The organism is Kitasatospora sp. NPDC058478 (assembly GCF_042720345.1).
Lineage (GTDB): Bacteria > Actinomycetota > Actinomycetes > Streptomycetales > Streptomycetaceae > Kitasatospora.
The window spans coordinates 89197-105814 of record NZ_JBHXML010000017.1; the positions used below are offsets into that span (position 1 = coordinate 89197).

A 16618-nucleotide genomic window follows, 5' to 3' on the forward strand; every position below is an offset into this window, starting at 1 on the left:
CGTGACCCCTTCGTCGGGCCGGACAACGCCGTACGGGGGAATTTAGCCGCCCGGCCAATCAAGTGGCCCCAGGGGCAGGAATAGCGTTCGTGCTGTGGCCGACGTGCGACCCACGTCGGCATCCCCCCGCATCAACGAAGGAGAGCGTGCGCTCTATGGACGCTGTGACCCAGGTCCCCGCGCCGGTGAACGAGCCGGTCCACAGCTACGCCCCGGGCAGCCCGGAACGGGCCCGCCTGGAGGCCAAGCTGAAGGAGCTGGGCGGCCAGGAGCCGGTCCAGCTGACCATGACGATCAACGGTGAGCACCGCATGGGCGGCGGCGCCGAGATCCACGTCGTCCAGCCGCACAACCACGCGGCGAGGCTCGGCACCCTGCGCAACGCCACCCAGGCCGACGCGCAGGAGGCCATCGACACTGCCCTGGCCGCGGCCCCGGCCTGGCAGGCGCTCTCCTTCGACTCCCGCGCCGCGATCTTCCTCAAGGCCGCCGACCTGCTGGCCGGCCCCTGGCGCGAGACCCTGGCCGCCGCCACCATGCTCGGCCAGTCCAAGACCGCCCAGCAGGCCGAGATCGACACGCCCTGCGAGCTGGTCGACTTCCTGCGCTTCAACGTGCACTTCGCCCGCCAGATCATGGCCGAGCAGCCGATCTCCTCGGACGGCGTGTGGAACCGCAGCGACCACCGCCCGCTGGAGGGCTTCGTCTACGCGATCACCCCGTTCAACTTCACCGCGATCGCCGGCAACCTGCCGACCGCGCCCGCGCTGATGGGCAACGTGGTGCTCTGGAAGCCGTCCCCGACCCAGCAGTACTCCGCGCACCTGCTGATGCAGCTGCTGGAGGAGGCCGGCCTGCCCAAGGGCGTCATCAACATGGTGACCGGCGACGGCCTGGACGTCTCCGCCGTGGCGCTCAAGCACCCGGCGCTGGCCGGCATCCACTTCACCGGCTCCACCGCCACCTTCCAGCACCTGTGGCGCTCCGTCGGCGAGAACATCGCCGGCTACCGCACCTACCCGCGGATCGTCGGCGAGACCGGTGGCAAGGACTTCCTGGTCGCCCACCCGTCCGCCGACCCGGCCGTGCTGAAGACCGCGATGACCCGCGGCGCCTTCGAGTTCCAGGGCCAGAAGTGCTCGGCGCTCTCCCGCGCCTACGTCCCGGCCTCGATCTGGGCCGGCCTCAAGGACGAGTTCGCCGCCGAGGTCGAGGGCCTCACCATGGGCGACGTCACCGACCTGGCGAACTTCATGTCCGCCGTCATCGACGACCGCGCCTTCGCCAAGAACAAGGCCGCCATCGACCGCGCCCAGGCCGACCCCGCGGTCGAGGTCCTGGCCGGCGGCACCTACGACGACTCGGTCGGCTACTTCGTCCGCCCGACCGTCCTGGTCTGCGAGGACCCGGCGTCCGAGTACTTCCGCGAGGAGTACTTCGGCCCGATCCTCGCCGTGCACGTCTACCAGGACGACAAGTACGACGAGATGCTGGCCCAGATGGAGTCGGCCTCCGCCTACGGCCTGACCGGCGCGATCATCGCCCAGGACCGCGCGGCCGCCCAGGACGCCATGCACAAGCTGCGCTTCGCGGCCGGCAACTTCTACATCAACGACAAGCCGACCGGCGCCGTCGTCGGCCAGCAGCCCTTCGGCGGCGGCCGGGCCTCCGGCACCAACGACAAGGCCGGTGCCAAGCAGAACCTGGCGCGGTGGACCTCGACCCGCTCGGTCAAGGAGACCTTCGTCCCGCCGACGGACTACCGCTACCCGCACATGGGCTGAGTGCCCCTCCCGACCGCTCCGGTCGCCTGACCGTCTCGGTCGCTTGACCACTGCGGTCACCTGACCGCTCCGGTCGCCTGACCACTCCGGTCACCCGCGACGCCCGGCCCCGCAGCCGGGCGTCGCCCGCCGGGGCGGCGGTGCCACGTACCCGCCGCCCGCCGCCCCGGCCCCCCTTCTGCCACCCTTAGAAGCACCAGCTCCAGGAGTCACGATGCTCCGTTCCGCCCTTCTCGCGGCCTCCCGGTCGCCGCAGGTCCGCACCGTGGTCGAGAAGTTCCCGCCGACCCACGCGATAGTCGAGCGCTTCGTCGCCGGTGACGTCCTCGACGACGCCGTCACCGCCACCGACGACCTGATCGCCACCGGCCGCAAGGTCACCCTCGACCACCTCGGCGAGGACACCCAGGACGCCGCCCAGGCCGCCGGCACCGCCGAGGCCTACGAGCACCTGCTCACGGCGCTCAAGGAGACCGGCCTCGCGGCCGGCGCCGAGGTGTCGGTCAAGCTGTCGGCCGTCGGCCAGTTCCTCCCGGTGGACGGCGAGAAGATCGCGCTGGAGAACGCCCGCCGCATCTGCGAGGCCGCCGCCGACGCCGGCACCACGGTGACCCTCGACATGGAGGACCACACCACCACCGACTCCACCCTCGCCATCGCGCGCGAGCTGCGGGCCGACTTCCCCTGGCTGGGCGTCGTGCTCCAGGCCTACCTGCGCCGCACCGAGGCCGACTGCCGCGAGTTCTCCGGCCCCGGCTCGCGCGTGCGCCTGTGCAAGGGCGCCTACAAGGAGCCCGAGTCGGTCGCCTTCCAGGGCAAGCACGACGTCGACCTCGCGTACGTCCGCGCGCTCAAGGTCCTGATGGCCGGCGAGGGCTACCCGATGATCGCCTCGCACGACCCCAACATGATCAAGATCGCCGGCCAGCTCGCCCAGTGGAACGGCCGCAAGCGCGACTCCTTCGAGTACCAGATGCTGTTCGGCATCCGCCCCGAGGAGCAGCTGCGCCTCGCCGGCGAGGGCAACACCATGCGCGTGTACCTGCCCTACGGCCAGGAGTGGTACGGCTACTTCATGCGCCGCCTCGCCGAGCGCCCGGCCAACCTCACCTTCTTCCTGCGCGCCATGGCCACCCGCGGCTGACCCGCGCGCACCCGCACGACGACGGCCCGCACCCCCGGTGGAAGGGGGGTGCGGGCCGTTTGTCGCGTTTCCGGAGGCGGCGCCCCGGATTAGGATCGAGGGGGTGTGAACTGGGGTGTTGGCGGGAGGAGTTGGGGATGCTGAAGGAGTTCGCGGGGTTGTCGACGCCGTTGGTGGCGGATGCGTGTGTGCGGTTGGGGGTGGGGCTCAGGGCGGCGCCGGTGGGGGTGGCGGCGGTGGTGGCCGGGGGGCGGGTCGCGGGGCGGGTGCTGCCGGTGCGGCACTACGGGAGCGTGGACGTGTTCCTGGAGGCGTACGGGGCGGCCCGGGACGGTGACGTGCTGGTGATCGACAACGGCGGGCGGACCGACGAGGCCTGCATCGGGGACCTCGCGGTGCTGGAGGCGCGGGCCGCAGGGGTCGCCGGGATCGTGGTGTGGGGGCTGCACCGGGACACCCCCGAACTGGTGGAGATCGGGCTGCCGGTGTTCAGTTACGGCGCGCTGCCGCTGGGGCCGGTTCGGCTGGACGGGCGGGAGCCGGAGGCGCTGGTGACGGCGCGGGTCGGGCCGCACCTGGTGGGCGCCGGGGACGTGGTGTTCGGCGACGCGGACGGGGTGCTGTTCGTCCCGGCCGACCGGGTCGGGGAGGTGCTGGAGGCGGCCGCCGCGATCGCCGGGACCGAGCGCGCGCAGGCCGGGCGGATCGCCTCCGGTGACACGCTGCGCCGGCAGACCGCCTTCGACGAGTACCTGGAGCGCCGCGCCGCCGATCCGTCGTACAGCTTCCGGCAGCACCTGCGGCGGGTCGGCGGGGCGATCGAGGAGTAGCGAACTCCCTTACAGCGACCGGTGCATGACGTGCAGGCCGACGTAGCCGTCGACGGGGTGGTGGAAGGCTTCGGGGACGGTGCCGACGATGTCGAAGCCGAGGGATTGGTAGAGCTTCACGGCGTGGTGGTTGTTGGCGACCACGGCGTTGAACTGCATGGCGCGGTAGCCGTTGGTGCGGGCCCAGCCGAGGGTGTACTCGACCAGGGCCCGCCCGATGCCGCGGCCGTGGTGCGCCGGGTCGACCAGGTAGCTGGCGCTGGCCACGTGCGCGCCGTTGCCGGGGCGGTTGCGGGTCATGTTGGCGGTGCCGACGACCGTGCCGGCCTCGTCCACCGCGACCACCGTGCGATGGGGCGCGGCGAGCATCCACCACTCCCGGCCGAGGTCGGAGGAGAGGTCGAGGGGGTAGGGGAACGTCTCGCCGGCGGCGATGACGGTGTGGAAGAAGGGCCAGACGGCAGGCCAGTCCTCGGGGGTGGCTTCGCGGATGAGCATCCGCTCAGCATGATCCGCGGCGGGAGGGGCCTGCCACTGGTTTTCGACTGGTTCTCGGTGCGCGACCGTTTGCGGTGCGGCCGCTTCCGGTGCGGCTGGTCAGCTCAGGACGGCGTCCTCGACCAGGGCGGCCGCGTGGGCCTGGCCCTTGGCGTTGGGGTGCACCAGGGCGTAGCGCAGCGGGATGATGCTGGTCAGCACGCCGTCCAGCCAGTGGTCCTGGTCGCACACGCTGTGGCCGGTGGTGGAGGGGTAGAGGTCGACGAAGGCGTCGCCGCGGGCGGCGGTCCGCTGGGCGATGATCGCGTTGAGCGGTTCCAGGATGGCCGTCCGCGCCCAGGCGAGGTCGCCGGTGGTGAAGGTGGCGAACTGCTCCAGGTTGCCGTAGGTGCAGCGGGTGGCGTCCTCGGGGACGAGGTGGGGGTAGCCGACGGCCAGCAGTCGCGCGGACGGGGCCTTGGCGTGCAGGGCGCCGAGCATCTGGTCGAAGTCGCCGCGCAGTTGGTTGAAGCGGTCGGGCAGGCTCGCGTCGAACTTGTCCTTGCAGGGCGTGCCCTGGCCGAGGACCGCGGCGCCGAGTTCGATGCAGCCCTTGAGGATCTCGGCGAAGCCGAGGGTGTTGCCGCCGATCTCGACGGTGATCACGTCGGCGCCCGGGGAGACGGCGTCGATCTGCGACGGGACCGGTGGGAAGGGGGCGCCGGGGTTGGTCCCGAGCGGCGGGAGCGGGCGGCCGGGCGGGGCTTCCTTGGTCTGGTAGACGTCCTTGACGGTGGCGCCGGCACAGCTGACGTTGCGCAGCTCGACCAGGGGGCCGAGGCCGCGGCGGATCAGCTCGGGGTAGGAGCCGGTGGTGCGGGCGCAGCCGTCGCGGGGTTCGGTCTCGGCGCCGGCGGCCTCGACGAAGCCGGCCGTGTAGGAGTCGCCCAGTGCGGCCCAGGCGAGCGTCCGGACGCGGCCGGCCGGTTCGGCGGCGGCCTGGGCGGCGGACGGGGTGATCAGGCCGGCGGTGAGCGCGACGGCGGTGCCGGCGACGGCGAGGCGGGACAGGAAGCGTGGCACGGTCTCTCCCTCAACGAGTGCGCGGGAGAGCGCGATTCACCCCCCTAGAGGTAGATCGAGTCGGCGGGTGGACGACTTGATCCCTCAGGAGGGTGAATTCGCGTGTGCGGCCGTGACGTTGGGCCGATCGGCCCTGGGCGTCGGGGCGGGTCGGCGAGGGGTGTGGCGAGACGGTTCAGAGCAGGGCGGCGGACGGATCGACCATCGCCCGGGCGGTCTTGGCGTCGACGTACTCGCCGATCGCGGTCATCACCCACTCGCCGGACGACTGTCGGACCAGCTTGCACATCACCACGCCGGTGTGCGGCTCGGAGTGGGTGAGGTCGAAGCGGACCAGCTCCTCCTCCGTCCGGGCGTCCAGCAGGCGGCAGTAGGCGTTCTTGACCTCGGTGAACCGCTGGCCGGAGAAGGAGTTGACGACGAAGACCAGGCCGGTGACCTCGGCCGGCAGGCCGTCCAGGTGGACGGTGATCGACTCGTCGTCGCCGGCTCCGCCGCCGGTGAGGTTGTCGCCGGAGTGGGCGATCGCGCCCTTGAAGACGGTCAGCTTCATGAACCAGGCCGTCTCCAGCTTCTTGCGCTGGGCGTCGAAGGCGAGGCAGGAGGCGTCCAGGTCGACGCTGCGGCCGCGGCCGGCGGGCTCCCAGCCGAGCGCCATCCGGACCGAGGAGAGGAACGGACGGCCGTTCTTCACCAGGGAGACCGAACTGCCCTTGACCAGGTTGACCCGGCCCTTGTCCAGGGTGACCTTGGCGGGGGCGGACGGGGCTGGCGGGGCGACCGGGGGCGCGGGCGGGGTGGCGGCGAGGGCGATCCGCGGGTCGACGGGGGGAGCCGGGGGAGCGACCGGAGGGGCCGCGGGGGGAGTGGCGGGGGCGGGGGCCTGGGCGGCCGGGGCCGGGGTCGCGGCCGGGGAGTCGTCGACGGAGACGCCGAAGTCGGTGGCGATGCCCGCCAGGCCGTTGGCGTAGCCCTGGCCGACCGCTCGCACCTTCCAGGCGCCGCCGCGCTGGTAGACCTCGACCACGATGAGCGCGGTCTCCTGGCCCAGCTGCGGCGGGGTGAAGGTGACCAGGGCCTGCCCGGTGTCGGCGTCGCGGACGGTGGCGGTCGGCTCCATCCCGGCGAAGGTGGAGGACTGGTCGGCGGGGCTGGCGGTCACCACGATCTTGGTGATGCCGGCCGGGACGGCCAGGGTGTCGACGGTGATCGCGTCCGGCGCTCCGGCGGCGGCCGGGCGGTGGCTGACGCCGGGGCCGTGCGGGGCGTTGAAGAAGACGAAGTCGTCGTCCGATCGCACCTTTCCGGCGTCGGTCAGCAGCAGACCGGAGACGTCCAGCGCCTTGGGCGCGGTGACCTCGACAGTCACCCGCGCGGCGGTCAGCGGGGCGTTGCCGCCTTGGGTCAGGACGGTGGACACGGACTCCTCCTCGGGTGCGGAACGGCGGCCGGCCGGGGCCGCTGGGACCGCCGGGCCGGGTGCTGCCCACAGTAACGAACGGGCGCGTCGGGATGAGCCCGGCCGGTGCGGTGACCTGTCGGATCGTCGGACGGTACGGCCGGGCGGCGGGGTTGGGTGGCGGGGTTGAGTGGCAGGCCCCGGCAAGGCCGCACGGTGGCAAGGCGGCGGGTCAGTGCGGCCGGAGGTCAGCGGGGCGCGAAGGCCGTCGGCGTGCCGGGGCGCGGCGGGAGCCCGGGTGCCTCGGGCATGACCGGCAGCGGCGCGACCGGCGGCGGCGCGACGGGCTGCGGTGCGACCGGGCCGAAGGCGCCGAGGGCGGCGACCGCCCGGGGCCGGTCGATGCCGAAGGCGGCGGCGCTCCAGCTCTCCGCCGCGGCGGCCTTGCGGACCGGGCCGGACGAAGCGGGCCGACCGGACGGGAGCGAGGGGCCCGACGGGCCGGTGGGCCCCGAGGGTTCGGCGGCGGGGCGGGTGCCGCGCACGCCGAAGGCGTAGTGGCCGGGCGGGACGTCGGTGCCGGCCGGGGTGGTGAAGCGGTAGACCAGGGTGCCGCGCTCCTGTTGGGCGGTGACGACCGCGCCGGGCAGGTCGGTCCAGGCGGTGCCGCTGCCGGGGGCCAACTCACCTGGGGCAAGCCGGAATTCGGTCTGGAGTGCGGTGAGCGGCTCGGTGACGGAGAGGTCGAGCTGGTGCCGGAGGCCGTCCCGGCCGAGCGGTGTGACCGTGGCGACGCCGGTCAGGGCCTGGTCGGTGTCCGGCTCGGTGTCCGGGCCAGGGGCGCCGGCGGTTGGGCCGTCGGTGCCCGGGGCGATTGCGCCGGGCGGCGGCGGTGCGGGCTGGGCCGGGGCGGCCGGGCGGGGTCCGGGTGCGTGCGGCGTGGTCGGCGAGGGGGAGGGCGAAGAGGGGTCGGCCGGCTGCTCGGCGACGGGCGCGACGGGCTGGGTCGACGGCGAGGGCGCGGCGGCGTCGGCCGGCGTGGCGGGCTCGCCGGTGCCGGCCGGCCGGGCGCCGGGGCCGTGGTCGGCCATGGGTTCGGCCGCGGCCTGTCCGCCGGTGGGCTCCGGGAGCGCCGACCGGGTGCCGGGCGCGTGGGGAGAGGCGCTGGGCGAGGCGGCTGCGGCGGCCGGGCCCTCCGCCGCCCCCGGGTGGTGCGCCGAAGGGCTCGGTACGGGCGGCCGGCCGGTGGCCGGGAGGTCGGCGGGGTTCGGCGCGGTGGGGTTGGGCGCGGTCGGGTTCGGCGCGGTCGGGGCCCGGTCGGCGGCGGCCTCGGCCTGGTCGCCCGCGGCGGGGGTGGGCGGCGGGGTGGTGCCGACGCGTGCGACCCCGGCCCGCCGGCCCACGCCCTGCTGCTCATTGAGCAGGAGGGTGGTGGCGATGCTGATGCCGACGACGGTGGACATCGCCATCGCGGCACCGGAGAAGCGCAGGGTGGGCAGCCGGAACCGGCCGCCGAACGGGCGTGGCCGCCCGTGCCGGCCGTGCCGTTCGGGCTCGTGCCGAACGTCCCGCGCAGTGTCCTCGCGCGCAGCCACCGGACCCCTCCCTCCCCGAAGTCGCCGTCGCGGTCGCGGTATTCTCCCATGCGCTGCCACCGGGCCGGCATCGGCCGCCCGGGGTCGGTCGGCCGGGGTCCGGGTGGGGCCCGCGCCGGGAGGGGGAGAGCGTACCAGCGGCTCGTCGTGGCCTGGACGGTTTTGATCCATTTCGTGGACACCCGTTCGACGGAAGGAAGTTGACGATCCGTCTGATAAGTCGGCGATGGCGGCCGGGCTGCCCGGACAGGGATTAATGCAACCTCCTTGCAACCCTTGCCCGCCCGGACGGAAGTGGCCCAGGCTGAGGTCATCCCACGCCGTCCCGGAGAGACCGTCATGCCGCCCGACCCGCTGTCCGCAGCCTCCAGTGCACCCCTCGCCGCCACCCCCACGGGCGGCGATGGGGACGGCTCCACCGCCGCTCCGGCGGCGGTGGAGGAGGTGCTGATGCTGCGGATCTCGTTGGGCGAGGAGGTGGTCGGCGAGGTGCGCACCCGGTTCCGGTTCGAGGCCGCGCGCCCGTACGAGGTGCTGCTGACCTTCCATCTGGGGCGGCCGGACGAGGCCGACTGGGTGTTCTCGCGCGAGCTGCTGCGCGACGGCCTGCAGGCGCTGAGCGGCCAGGGCGACGTCAAACTGTGGCCGGCGTACTGCCCGTGCCACGGCTCGACGCTGCACCTGGCGCTCGAATCACCGCACGGCAGCGCCCTGCTGGAGGTCTCCAAGCCCCGGGTACAGGCGTGGCTGGACCGTACCTACGCGCTGGTCTCCGCCGAGGCGGAGCGCGTCTGCGGCCCGACCGACGCCCAGCTGGCCGCGCTGCTCGCCGGCGGCTGAGGCCCGGTCGGGGTACCGGCGGGCCCGCGCGGCGGCGGGACGGGCGCCGCGCTCGGCAGCCGGACCGTCCCCGCGGCCAGCCCGGCCCGCAGCCGCCGGACGGCCGGGGCCGAGGAGGCCGGCAGCAGGTCGTACGGGTCGTCCGGCCCGTCCACCGTGACCAGCACCGACTCGGCGATGCGGTACGGCCGGTGGGCCAGCAGGCCGCCCAGGTAGCGGCGCAGCCGGGACAGCTCGGCGCGGACCGTCACCGTCCGGCCCGGGTCGCCGAACAGCGCCTCCGCGAGCTGCGCGGCCGTGCTGCCCTCGCGTCCGGTGGCGAGCAGGAGCAGCAGTTCGGCGTGGCGCGGGCTGAGCGGGTGCGACCAGCTGCCGGCCGCGCCCCGGACGGTCAGCTCCGGGCGGTCCTGGCGGCGCAGGTCGAGCCGGAGCCGGGCGCCCTCGGCCTGCTCGGCCTGTTCGGCCGTCACCGTGCCGGAGCCGTCCGCCTCGGGCGGCCGGACCGGTCGCACCAGCCAGCCGTCCGCGAGCGGCTCCAGGGCGCACTCGCCGAGGCCCGGCACCCAGTGCACGGCGGCGGTCCCCCAGCCGCCGACCGGCACCCGCAGCCGGCCGGGCGGTGGCAGCCCGGCCGCGGCGGCGGTCCACCCGGCGGAGTCCACCACCAGGGCCGGGCCGGCCACCCGGGCGAGCATCGGGGCGGCCAGGGTGCGCAGTTGGTGCAGCGCCTCCAGCCGGTGGGCGCGCAGCTCGGTCTCGGCGAGCCGGGCAGCGGTGGCGGTGAGCTGCAGCAGGTACGGGCGGACGTTGCGGGCCGGGCCGCTGAGGTTGATCGCGCCGACCAGCCGCCCGGTGCCCGGGTCGTGCACGGGGGCGGCGACGCAGGTCCAGGAGTGGTGGCTGCGCAGGTAGTGCTCGGCGGAGTGGACGTGCATCGGACGCTGGGCGCGCAGTGCGACGGCGATGCCGTTGGTGCCGACGCTCTCCTCGATCCAGCGGGCGCCGGTGAGGAAGCCGATCCGGTCGGCGCTGCGGCGCAGGGCGCGCTCGCCCTCCTGCCACAGCACGTGGCCCTCGGCGTCGGCGATGGCGAGGATCAGCGGACTCTGGCCGACCGGCTGGAGCAGGGTGTCGCGCAGCACCGACAGGACCGCGTCCAGGCCGCTGGTGCGGCGGCGCTGCTCGATCTCGGCGGGGCCGAGGTGGACGGCGGCGGCGCCGGCGTCGGGGTCGAGCCCGAGGCGGCGCAGCCGGGCCCAGGAGTCGCCGATCTCGGGGCGGGGTTCGAGCCGGCCGGGGGAGCCGGGGTCGGGGTAGGGGGGCTGGACGAGTTCGCGGGCGGCGGCTTCGGCGAGGGTGCGGTCGTGGACCCTGGCCAGCTCGGCCGCGCTCGGCGCGGTGCGGCGTTCTGGTCGTCGGGACTGCCGTCCGGTCTGCCGCACTCGCGTTGCTCCTCGCCGCCGTTCGAGGCCGCGCCGGGGTCGACGCGCTGACGAAAGCGTACGGGGGCGGTGAGGGTCTGGGGACGGGGTCTGCCAACTCGGCATACCGGACGGTATGACCGTGGACATGCCGAGGTGTGATGACTAGCGGGGGTCCTGGTGTGGGCCTGGTGTGGGCCCGACGCGGGCCTGGTGCGAGGCCTGGTGCGGGACCTGATGCGGGCCTTGCGTGGGCCTGGTGCGGTGCTGGTGCGAGGCCTGATGTGGGCCTGGTGCAGGCTCGGCGGTCAGCGTTCCGCGCCGGTGCCGCGCTGGGCCGCCTCGACGGTGTGGTGCAGGTCGGCGGTGGCCTCCAGGGAGGCGGCGGTGCTCAGCGCCAGGCAGGCGGCCAGCGCGATCGCGACCGCGCGCAGGCGGGTGCCGGTGGCGGTGGCCGCCGGGCGGGGCTGGAGCAGGGCGGCGACCCGGCGCGGGACCGGCCCGGAGTGGGCGGCGGGGACGAGTCGGGGCCGGGCCGGCCACGGGGAGCGGCTGGCGGCCAGGGCGGCCCGGCCGACCGCGCGGGCGGTCACGGTGCGGTCGCCGACCCGGGCGGCCGCCACCTCGTCGGCCCAGCGCTCCAGGTGGTACCCGAGGGGCGCGCGCAGCGGCCGCAGCGCCGGGTGGAGGTCGGCGGCGTGCTCGGCGAGGGCGAGGAAGACGTGGTGGCGGGCGGTCAGGTGGGCGCGCTCGTGGGCGAGCAGGGCGGCCCGCTCGGGCCCGGTGAGGATGCGCAGCATGCCGGAGGTGACCACGATCCGGCCGGGCTCGCCGGGCCGGCCGGGGAGGGGCAGGCGCCCCGGCAGGGCGAAGGCGTCGGCGCGCTCGTCGTCGAGGACGGCGAGCGGGTGCTCGCCCGGCTGGAGCAGGGTGCGGGCGCCGGCCAGGACGGCCTGCGGGGTGCGTGCCCGGCGCATGGTGGCGTGCCCGGGGCGCGCGTCCGGATGCCGACCCTCGGCCGGCGCGGGGCAGGCCGTCGCGGCGCAGGCCGGGAGGGCGGCCCGGGCCTCGCGCAGTTCCAGCCGGTGGCGGCGGGCGGTGCGGACGGCCTGGGCGGTCAGCGCGGCGAGCACCAGACCGGCCGCGGCCGCCGCCACCGGTGCGTCGGGTGCGGCGGCGGTGAGCCAGGGCAGCGACAGGTGGCCGATCGCGGCGACCGGCGGCAGCTGGAGCAGCCCGGCGGCGGCGAGCAGGCCGAGCGAGCAGAGGGTGCCGCCGGCCAGCACGGCGGACGTCCCGGCGAGCATCCAGGCGGCGGCCCGGGGCGGCAGCGCGTCGGCGAGGCGGCGGGCCAGCGGGGCGGCCAGGAACGGCAGCAGCAGCGGGGCCCAGACGGCGATCATCACGATCCGGCCGCCCCGGGGGTGCGGTGGCCGGGGGCGGGGGCGGTGCCCGGGAGGGGGCCGAGACCGGGGGTGCCGCCGTCGGTGCCCGGGGCGGAGCCGAGGCCCGGGGCGCCGTCGCCGAGCAGGTCGCGCAGCAGCTGCTCGTCCTCGGCGGAGAGGTCGGAGACGAAGCGGGCGAGCACGGTGGAGCGGTCGGCCTCGCGGCCGAGCTCGGTGTGCATCCGGCGGGCGGCGAGGCCCGCGGTGTCCTGGACGGTCGGGATGTAGGCGTAGGCGCGGCCGGCCCGGGTGCGCTCCACGGTGCCCTTGTCGTGCAGGCGGGCGAGGATCGTGGCGATGGTGGTGCGGGCGAGGTCCCCGCCGAGTGCCGACTGGACGTCCTGCGGGGTCATCGGCTGCCGGGCCGACCAGAGCGCGGCCAGCACCTCGGCCTCCAGCTCCCCGGCAGGCCGGCGGGCGGACGGTACGTCGGACATGGCGGCGCTTCCTCCAGGTTTCGTCTACAGTCATGTAGACCGTCTACGTCACTGTAGACGGTCGGGGCGGGTTCCGCTGTGAACCGCCCCCCAACGTACGGGAGGTCCGCCAGCCTTGCTTCAGTTCCTCGCCGATCCGGCCGCTCACCTCGCGGTGAACCCGCTGGACGCGTCCTCGCTGCTCGCCGCCTTCGGCGCACTCGGCATCGCCGTCGTGCTCTTCGCCGAGACCGGCCTGCTGGTGGGCTTCTTCCTGCCCGGAGACTCGCTGCTGTTCACCGCCGGCCTGCTGTGCGTGCCCGGCGCCACCAAGGGCCCGCAGCTGGAGCTCTACCAGGTGCTGCCCGCCGCCCTGGTCGGCGCGCTGGCCGGCGCCCAGGTCGGCTATCTGATCGGCAAGCGCGGCGGCCGCGCGCTGCTGCGCCGCACCGAGCGCAAGAGCCTGCTGCAGGGCGTCGAGCGGGCCGAGGAACTGCTGGGCAAGTACGGCCACGGCAAGGCGATCGTGCTCGCCCGCTTCATCCCCGTGGTCCGAACGGTGCTGAACCCGCTCTGCGGCGTGCTCGAAGTGCCGGCCCGCTCGTTCACCTTCTGGCAGGTGACCGGCGGCGCCCTCTGGACGGTCGGCGTCGTGCTCGCCGGGTACGGGCTCGGATCGTCGATCCCCAGCATCGACAGATATCTGCTCCCGATCATCGGTCTGGTAGTAGTTGTCTCCGTGCTCCCCATTGTTCTCGAACTGTTCCGCGCCCGTAAGGCGCACCGTCACGGAGGTGACAAGTGACGTCCTCCCGGGCTCTCGCCGTCTACGACGGCAGCGGCATCGACGGCAGCCTCTACACCCGGGTGAACGGGTGGGCGCAAGCCGCCCCGCACTGGCTGGACGAGCTGATCAAGGTCTGGTCGGCGCTCGGCCTCGGCCTGTTCGCGGTCTTCATGCTCTACGCCTGGTGGCGGGCGCGCGGCGCCGACTCGGCCGTGATGGCCAAGGTGCTCGCCTCGCCGGTGATCGTGGTCGTCGCGTACGGCGTCAACTCGGTGCTCAAGGGCATGGTCGAAGAAGTCCGGCCGTGCGCCCAGATCCCCGGCAGCATCTCGCTGGAGACCTGCCCCGGCGCCGGTGACTGGTCCTTCCCCAGCAACCACACCGTGATCGCCTTCGCCGCCGCCACCGCACTCTGGTTCGCCGACCGGCGGCTCGGCTGGATCGCCGGGATCTTCGCGGTGCTGATGGGCGCCTCCCGGGTCTGGGTCGGCGTGCACTACCCGCACGACGTGGCCGTCGGCGCGCTGGTCGGCCTCCTGGTCGCGGTGGTGCTGGCGCCGCTCGCCGGCCGCTGCGGGCCGCTGGTGGACCGGATGCGGGCGGGTGCGCTGCGCCCGCTGCTCGGTCCGGGCGCGGTGCCGGCGATGGCGGGCCGCCACGCGGCGTACGGGACGCGGCAGCACTGACGGCGACGGCCGACAGTACTGACGGCGAGTGTCGGCAGCGCTGAACGGCGGGTGCCGGCAGTACTGGCGGCGAGACCCGACAGCGCTGATTCCGTAGCCTCCCCGTAGCCCGTCCGACCCTTGTCTGGCCGGGGTGGCGGGTAGAGCATGTGAGCCGGGCGTGGGGCCCCTTCGCGGGGAACCCGCCCGGCTCAGTCGTGCCGGGGCGCGGGAGCGCCGGGCGTGCCAGCGGAGGGAGTGCCAATGCCGTACCGACTCGACATCACGCAGGGGGACTGGCCGGGCGAGTCGCCGCACAAGGGCGTCGAGGGCCTGCTCGCCGAGGCCATGGTGCTCACCCTCGCCACCGCCGGCCACGAGCACGGCCCGCACGCCAACCTGGCCTTCTTCGCGTACGACGACGACCTCGTCCTGTACTTCGTCAGCGAGCGCTCCACCCGGCACAGCCACCACCTCGCCGAGGAGGCCCGGGCCGCCGCCACCGTCTTCCTGCCGCCGCCGGTCTTCGGCGAGCAGCTGCGCGGCCTGCAACTGACCGGCGGCGCGAGCGAGGCCTGGGGGCGGCAGGCCGAGGCGGCGCTGGCCGCCTACCAGGGGCGGTACCCGTCCTTCGCGCAGGACGAGCAGGTGCGGCGGCAGTTCCTCACCGGGGGCGGGGCGGCGGCGCTGTACCGGTTCCAGGTGGAGGAGCTGACGGCGGTGGACGAGCCGAACTTCGGGCGGCGCAACTACCTGCGGGCGCGGGTGCTGCGGCCGTAGGCCCTACCCGGTCCCCAGGGTTGTCTGTACAACTTTTCGGGTGATTCATCTGCGGGACGCTACCGGGACGCCCCCAGGACACCTGGGCGCACCAGCCTGGCCGCATGAGAGTCATCGTCGTAGGAGCAGGCGTGCTCGGCACCATGCACGCCTGGCAGGCCGTCGAACGCGGCCACGAGGTCGTCCACCTGGAGCGCGAGACCGAGGCGCGCGGCGCCTCCGTGCGCAACTTCGGCCTGGTCTGGGTCAGCGGCCGCGCGCAGGGCGAGGAACTGGACACCGCGCTGCGCGCCCGCGAACTGTGGGAAGGCATCGGCGCCCGCGTCCCCGACCTCGGCTTCCGAGCCAACGGATCGCTCACCGCGATCCGCACCCAGGCCGAACTCGCCGTCGCCGAACAGGCACTCACCCTGCCCGACGCCGCAGCCCGCGGCTACCGGCTGCTCGACGCCGACCAGACCAGGGCCGCCAACCCCGCCCTGCGCGGCGAACTCCTCGGCGCCCTGTGGTGCGAGCGCGACGCCGCCGTCGAACCCCGCACCGCCCAGCCCGCGCTGCGCGCCGCCCTCCAGGCCACCGGCCGCTACACCTTCCTGCCCGGCCGCGAGGTCCGCGACGTGATCGGCGAGAACGCCGTCCGCGACGACCACGGCGACATCCACACCGGCGACCTCGTCATCCTCTGCACCGGCGCCTGGCTCGGCGGCCTCGTCCGCGAACTCGCCCCCTCGCTGCCCGTGCGCAAGGTCCGGCTGCAGATGATGCAGACCGACCCGCTCGGCGAGACCCTCACCACCTCCGTCGCCGACGGCGACAGCTTCCGCTACTACCCGGCCTTCGCCGGCACCGCCCTGAACTGCCTCCGCGACACCCAGCCGCAGCCCGACGTCGCCGCCGAACACAAGATGCAGCTGCTCATGGTCCAGCGGCGCGACGGCGGCCTCACCATCGGCGACACCCACGAGTACGACCAGCCGTTCGGCTTCGACGTCGTCGAGGACCCGTACGACCACCTGGTCGGCGTGGCCGAGGACCTGCTCGGCCGCCCCCTGCCGCGCGTCCGCCGCCGCTGGGCCGGGGTGTACGCGCAGTGCGTCGACACCACCCGGGTCGTCCACCGCGAACAACTCCGCGACGGCGTCTGGCTCGTCACCGGCCCCGGCGGCCGCGGCATGACCTGCTCCCCGGCCATCGCCGAAACCACCGCCGAACTCGCAAACCTGTAAGGGTAGTTGACATGTCCTTTGATATCCGCCTGGTCGTCCTCGACATGGCCGGCACCACCGTGGCCGACGACGGCCTCGTCGAACAGGCCTTCACCGCCGCCGCCCGGACGCTCGGCGTCGAGGCCGGCAGCCCGGGCTTCGGCCCCATGCTGGACCACGTCCGCGCCACCATGGGCGAATCCAAGATCTCCGTCTTCCGGCACCTCTTCGGGGACGAGGACAAGGCCCAGCGGGCCAACACCGCCTTCGAGGCCGCCTACCACGACCTCGTCGACGCCGGGCACTGCGCCGCCCTGCCCGGCGCCGCCGACGCCATCGCCGAACTGCGCGGCCAGGGCCGGAAGGTCGCCCTCACCACCGGCTTCTCCCGGGCCACCCAGGACCGCATCCTCACCGCTCTCGGCTGGCAGTCCGTCGCCGACCTCACCCTCAGCCCCGCCGAGGCCGGCCGCGGCCGCCCCTACCCGGACCTCGCGCTCACCGCGCTGCTGCGGACCGGAGTCGAGTCGGTGCGGCAGATCGCCGTCGCCGGCGACACCGGCTACGACATGCTGACCGGCGTACGGGCCGGAGCGTCCGTCGTCGCCGGCGTGCTCACCGGCGCCCACGACGAGGCCCGGCTGCGGGCCGACGGGGCGACGCACGTCCTCGGCTCGGTCGCGGAACTGCCCGGACTGCTGGGCTGAACGATCCCCCCGGAGCAGGAAGTCGGCCCGGCCGACTTCC

16 protein-coding genes are annotated in these 16618 nt (G+C 74.7%); 9 read left to right on the forward strand and 7 right to left on the reverse strand.

Translation table 11 applies throughout. The features are described 5' to 3' along the window. Positions 1–155 precede the first annotated feature (155 nt). The 3 genes from pruA (at position 156) to ACFWPT_RS12190 (ending at position 3758) form a co-directional block, all read left to right on the forward strand. Positions 156–1784, forward strand: coding sequence for an L-glutamate gamma-semialdehyde dehydrogenase (pruA, locus tag ACFWPT_RS12180; RefSeq protein ID WP_063349536.1), 1629 nt, complete (start codon positions 156–158; stop codon positions 1782–1784). Positions 1785–1998: 214 nt separating this feature from the next. Then, positions 1999–2928 carry a proline dehydrogenase family protein gene (locus tag ACFWPT_RS12185; protein WP_063349537.1) on the forward strand — a complete coding sequence of 310 codons (930 nt, stop codon included), beginning with the start codon at positions 1999–2001 and terminating at the stop codon, positions 2926–2928. Between the two features lie 137 nt (positions 2929–3065). Next, positions 3066–3758: an RraA family protein gene (locus ACFWPT_RS12190; protein WP_380481473.1), complete on the forward strand. Its 693-nt coding sequence runs from the start codon at positions 3066–3068 to the stop codon at positions 3756–3758. A 9-nt stretch (positions 3759–3767) separates the two neighbouring features. Here the strand turns inward: ACFWPT_RS12190 and ACFWPT_RS12195 are convergent, their stop codons facing one another. The 4 genes from ACFWPT_RS12195 to ACFWPT_RS12210 form a co-directional block, all read right to left on the reverse strand. Continuing rightward, positions 3768–4256, reverse strand: a complete 489-nt coding sequence (locus tag ACFWPT_RS12195) for a GNAT family N-acetyltransferase (protein ID WP_380481476.1) — start codon at positions 4254–4256, stop codon at positions 3768–3770. 99 nt (positions 4257–4355) lie between these two features. Further along, positions 4356–5318 (reverse strand): SGNH/GDSL hydrolase family protein, encoded by a 963-nt coding sequence (locus ACFWPT_RS12200; protein WP_380378078.1) that lies wholly within the window; start codon positions 5316–5318, stop codon positions 4356–4358. Positions 5319–5493: 175 nt separating this feature from the next. Then, the gene (locus tag ACFWPT_RS12205) at positions 5494–6726 is read right to left on the reverse strand and encodes a TerD family protein (RefSeq protein WP_380481511.1); all 1233 of its coding nucleotides are present in this window, start codon (positions 6724–6726) and stop codon (positions 5494–5496) included. Positions 6727–6965: 239 nt separating this feature from the next. Further along, positions 6966–8312: a hypothetical protein gene (locus ACFWPT_RS12210; protein WP_380481478.1), complete on the reverse strand. Its 1347-nt coding sequence runs from the start codon at positions 8310–8312 to the stop codon at positions 6966–6968. 339 nt (positions 8313–8651) lie between these two features. Between ACFWPT_RS12210 and ACFWPT_RS12215 the strand changes: the two genes are divergently transcribed. Next, positions 8652–9152, forward strand: a complete 501-nt coding sequence (locus ACFWPT_RS12215; RefSeq protein ID WP_063349543.1) for an SsgA family sporulation/cell division regulator — start codon at positions 8652–8654, stop codon at positions 9150–9152. Here ACFWPT_RS12215 and ACFWPT_RS12220 read toward each other — a convergent pair. From ACFWPT_RS12220 to ACFWPT_RS12230, 3 genes are all read right to left on the reverse strand, one after another. Beyond that, positions 9071–10594: a GAF domain-containing protein gene (locus ACFWPT_RS12220; protein WP_380336127.1), complete on the reverse strand. Its 1524-nt coding sequence runs from the start codon at positions 10592–10594 to the stop codon at positions 9071–9073. The genes ACFWPT_RS12215 and ACFWPT_RS12220 overlap by 82 nt on opposite strands. A gap of 287 nt (positions 10595–10881) precedes the next feature. Then, the gene (locus tag ACFWPT_RS12225; protein ID WP_063349545.1) at positions 10882–11976 is read right to left on the reverse strand and encodes a M56 family metallopeptidase; all 1095 of its coding nucleotides are present in this window, start codon (positions 11974–11976) and stop codon (positions 10882–10884) included. Next, positions 11976–12455, reverse strand: coding sequence for a BlaI/MecI/CopY family transcriptional regulator (locus ACFWPT_RS12230; RefSeq protein ID WP_063349546.1), 480 nt, complete (start codon positions 12453–12455; stop codon positions 11976–11978). The genes ACFWPT_RS12225 and ACFWPT_RS12230 overlap by 1 nt, the downstream gene beginning before the upstream one ends. 115 nt (positions 12456–12570) lie before the next feature. Here ACFWPT_RS12230 and ACFWPT_RS12235 point away from each other — a divergent pair, with 115 nt between their 5' ends. The 5 genes from ACFWPT_RS12235 to ACFWPT_RS12255 all read left to right on the forward strand — a co-directional run bounded on the left by ACFWPT_RS12235 (position 12571) and on the right by ACFWPT_RS12255 (position 16578). Then, positions 12571–13239, forward strand: coding sequence for a DedA family protein (locus tag ACFWPT_RS12235; RefSeq protein ID WP_380481481.1), 669 nt, complete (start codon positions 12571–12573; stop codon positions 13237–13239). Next, on the forward strand, positions 13236–13907 hold the full coding sequence (locus ACFWPT_RS12240; protein WP_380481483.1) for a phosphatase PAP2 family protein: 672 nt from the start codon (positions 13236–13238) through the stop codon (positions 13905–13907). Before ACFWPT_RS12235 ends, ACFWPT_RS12240 begins: the two co-directional genes overlap by 4 nt. A 243-nt stretch (positions 13908–14150) precedes the next feature. Further along, a complete protein-coding gene (locus ACFWPT_RS12245; RefSeq protein ID WP_063349549.1) occupies positions 14151–14666 on the forward strand; it encodes a pyridoxamine 5'-phosphate oxidase family protein in 516 nt (171 codons plus the stop codon). A gap of 104 nt (positions 14667–14770) precedes the next feature. After that, positions 14771–15892 (forward strand): TIGR03364 family FAD-dependent oxidoreductase, encoded by a 1122-nt coding sequence (locus ACFWPT_RS12250; RefSeq protein ID WP_380481485.1) that lies wholly within the window; start codon positions 14771–14773, stop codon positions 15890–15892. 11 nt (positions 15893–15903) lie between these two features. After that, on the forward strand, positions 15904–16578 hold the full coding sequence (locus ACFWPT_RS12255) for a phosphonatase-like hydrolase (RefSeq protein ID WP_063349551.1): 675 nt from the start codon (positions 15904–15906) through the stop codon (positions 16576–16578). Positions 16579–16618: the final 40 nt, after the last annotated feature.

Excerpts from the sequence above, each read along its gene's own strand:
- pruA (WP_063349536.1), top strand. The coding sequence starts at position 156 with ATGGACGCTGTGACCCAGGTCCCCGCGCCGGTGAACGAGCCGGTCCAC.
- ACFWPT_RS12185 (WP_063349537.1), top strand. The coding sequence starts at position 1,999 with ATGCTCCGTTCCGCCCTTCTCGCGGCCTCCCGGTCGCCGCAGGTCCGC.
- ACFWPT_RS12190 (WP_380481473.1), top strand. The coding sequence starts at position 3,066 with ATGCTGAAGGAGTTCGCGGGGTTGTCGACGCCGTTGGTGGCGGATGCG.
- ACFWPT_RS12195 (WP_380481476.1), bottom strand. The coding sequence starts at position 4,256 with ATGCTCATCCGCGAAGCCACCCCCGAGGACTGGCCTGCCGTCTGGCCC.
- ACFWPT_RS12215 (WP_063349543.1), top strand. The coding sequence starts at position 8,652 with ATGCCGCCCGACCCGCTGTCCGCAGCCTCCAGTGCACCCCTCGCCGCC.
- ACFWPT_RS12225 (WP_063349545.1), bottom strand. The coding sequence starts at position 11,976 with ATGATCGCCGTCTGGGCCCCGCTGCTGCTGCCGTTCCTGGCCGCCCCG.
- ACFWPT_RS12230 (WP_063349546.1), bottom strand. The coding sequence starts at position 12,455 with ATGTCCGACGTACCGTCCGCCCGCCGGCCTGCCGGGGAGCTGGAGGCC.
- ACFWPT_RS12245 (WP_063349549.1), top strand. The coding sequence starts at position 14,151 with ATGCCGTACCGACTCGACATCACGCAGGGGGACTGGCCGGGCGAGTCG.
- ACFWPT_RS12250 (WP_380481485.1), top strand. The coding sequence starts at position 14,771 with ATGAGAGTCATCGTCGTAGGAGCAGGCGTGCTCGGCACCATGCACGCC.
- ACFWPT_RS12255 (WP_063349551.1), top strand. The coding sequence starts at position 15,904 with ATGTCCTTTGATATCCGCCTGGTCGTCCTCGACATGGCCGGCACCACC.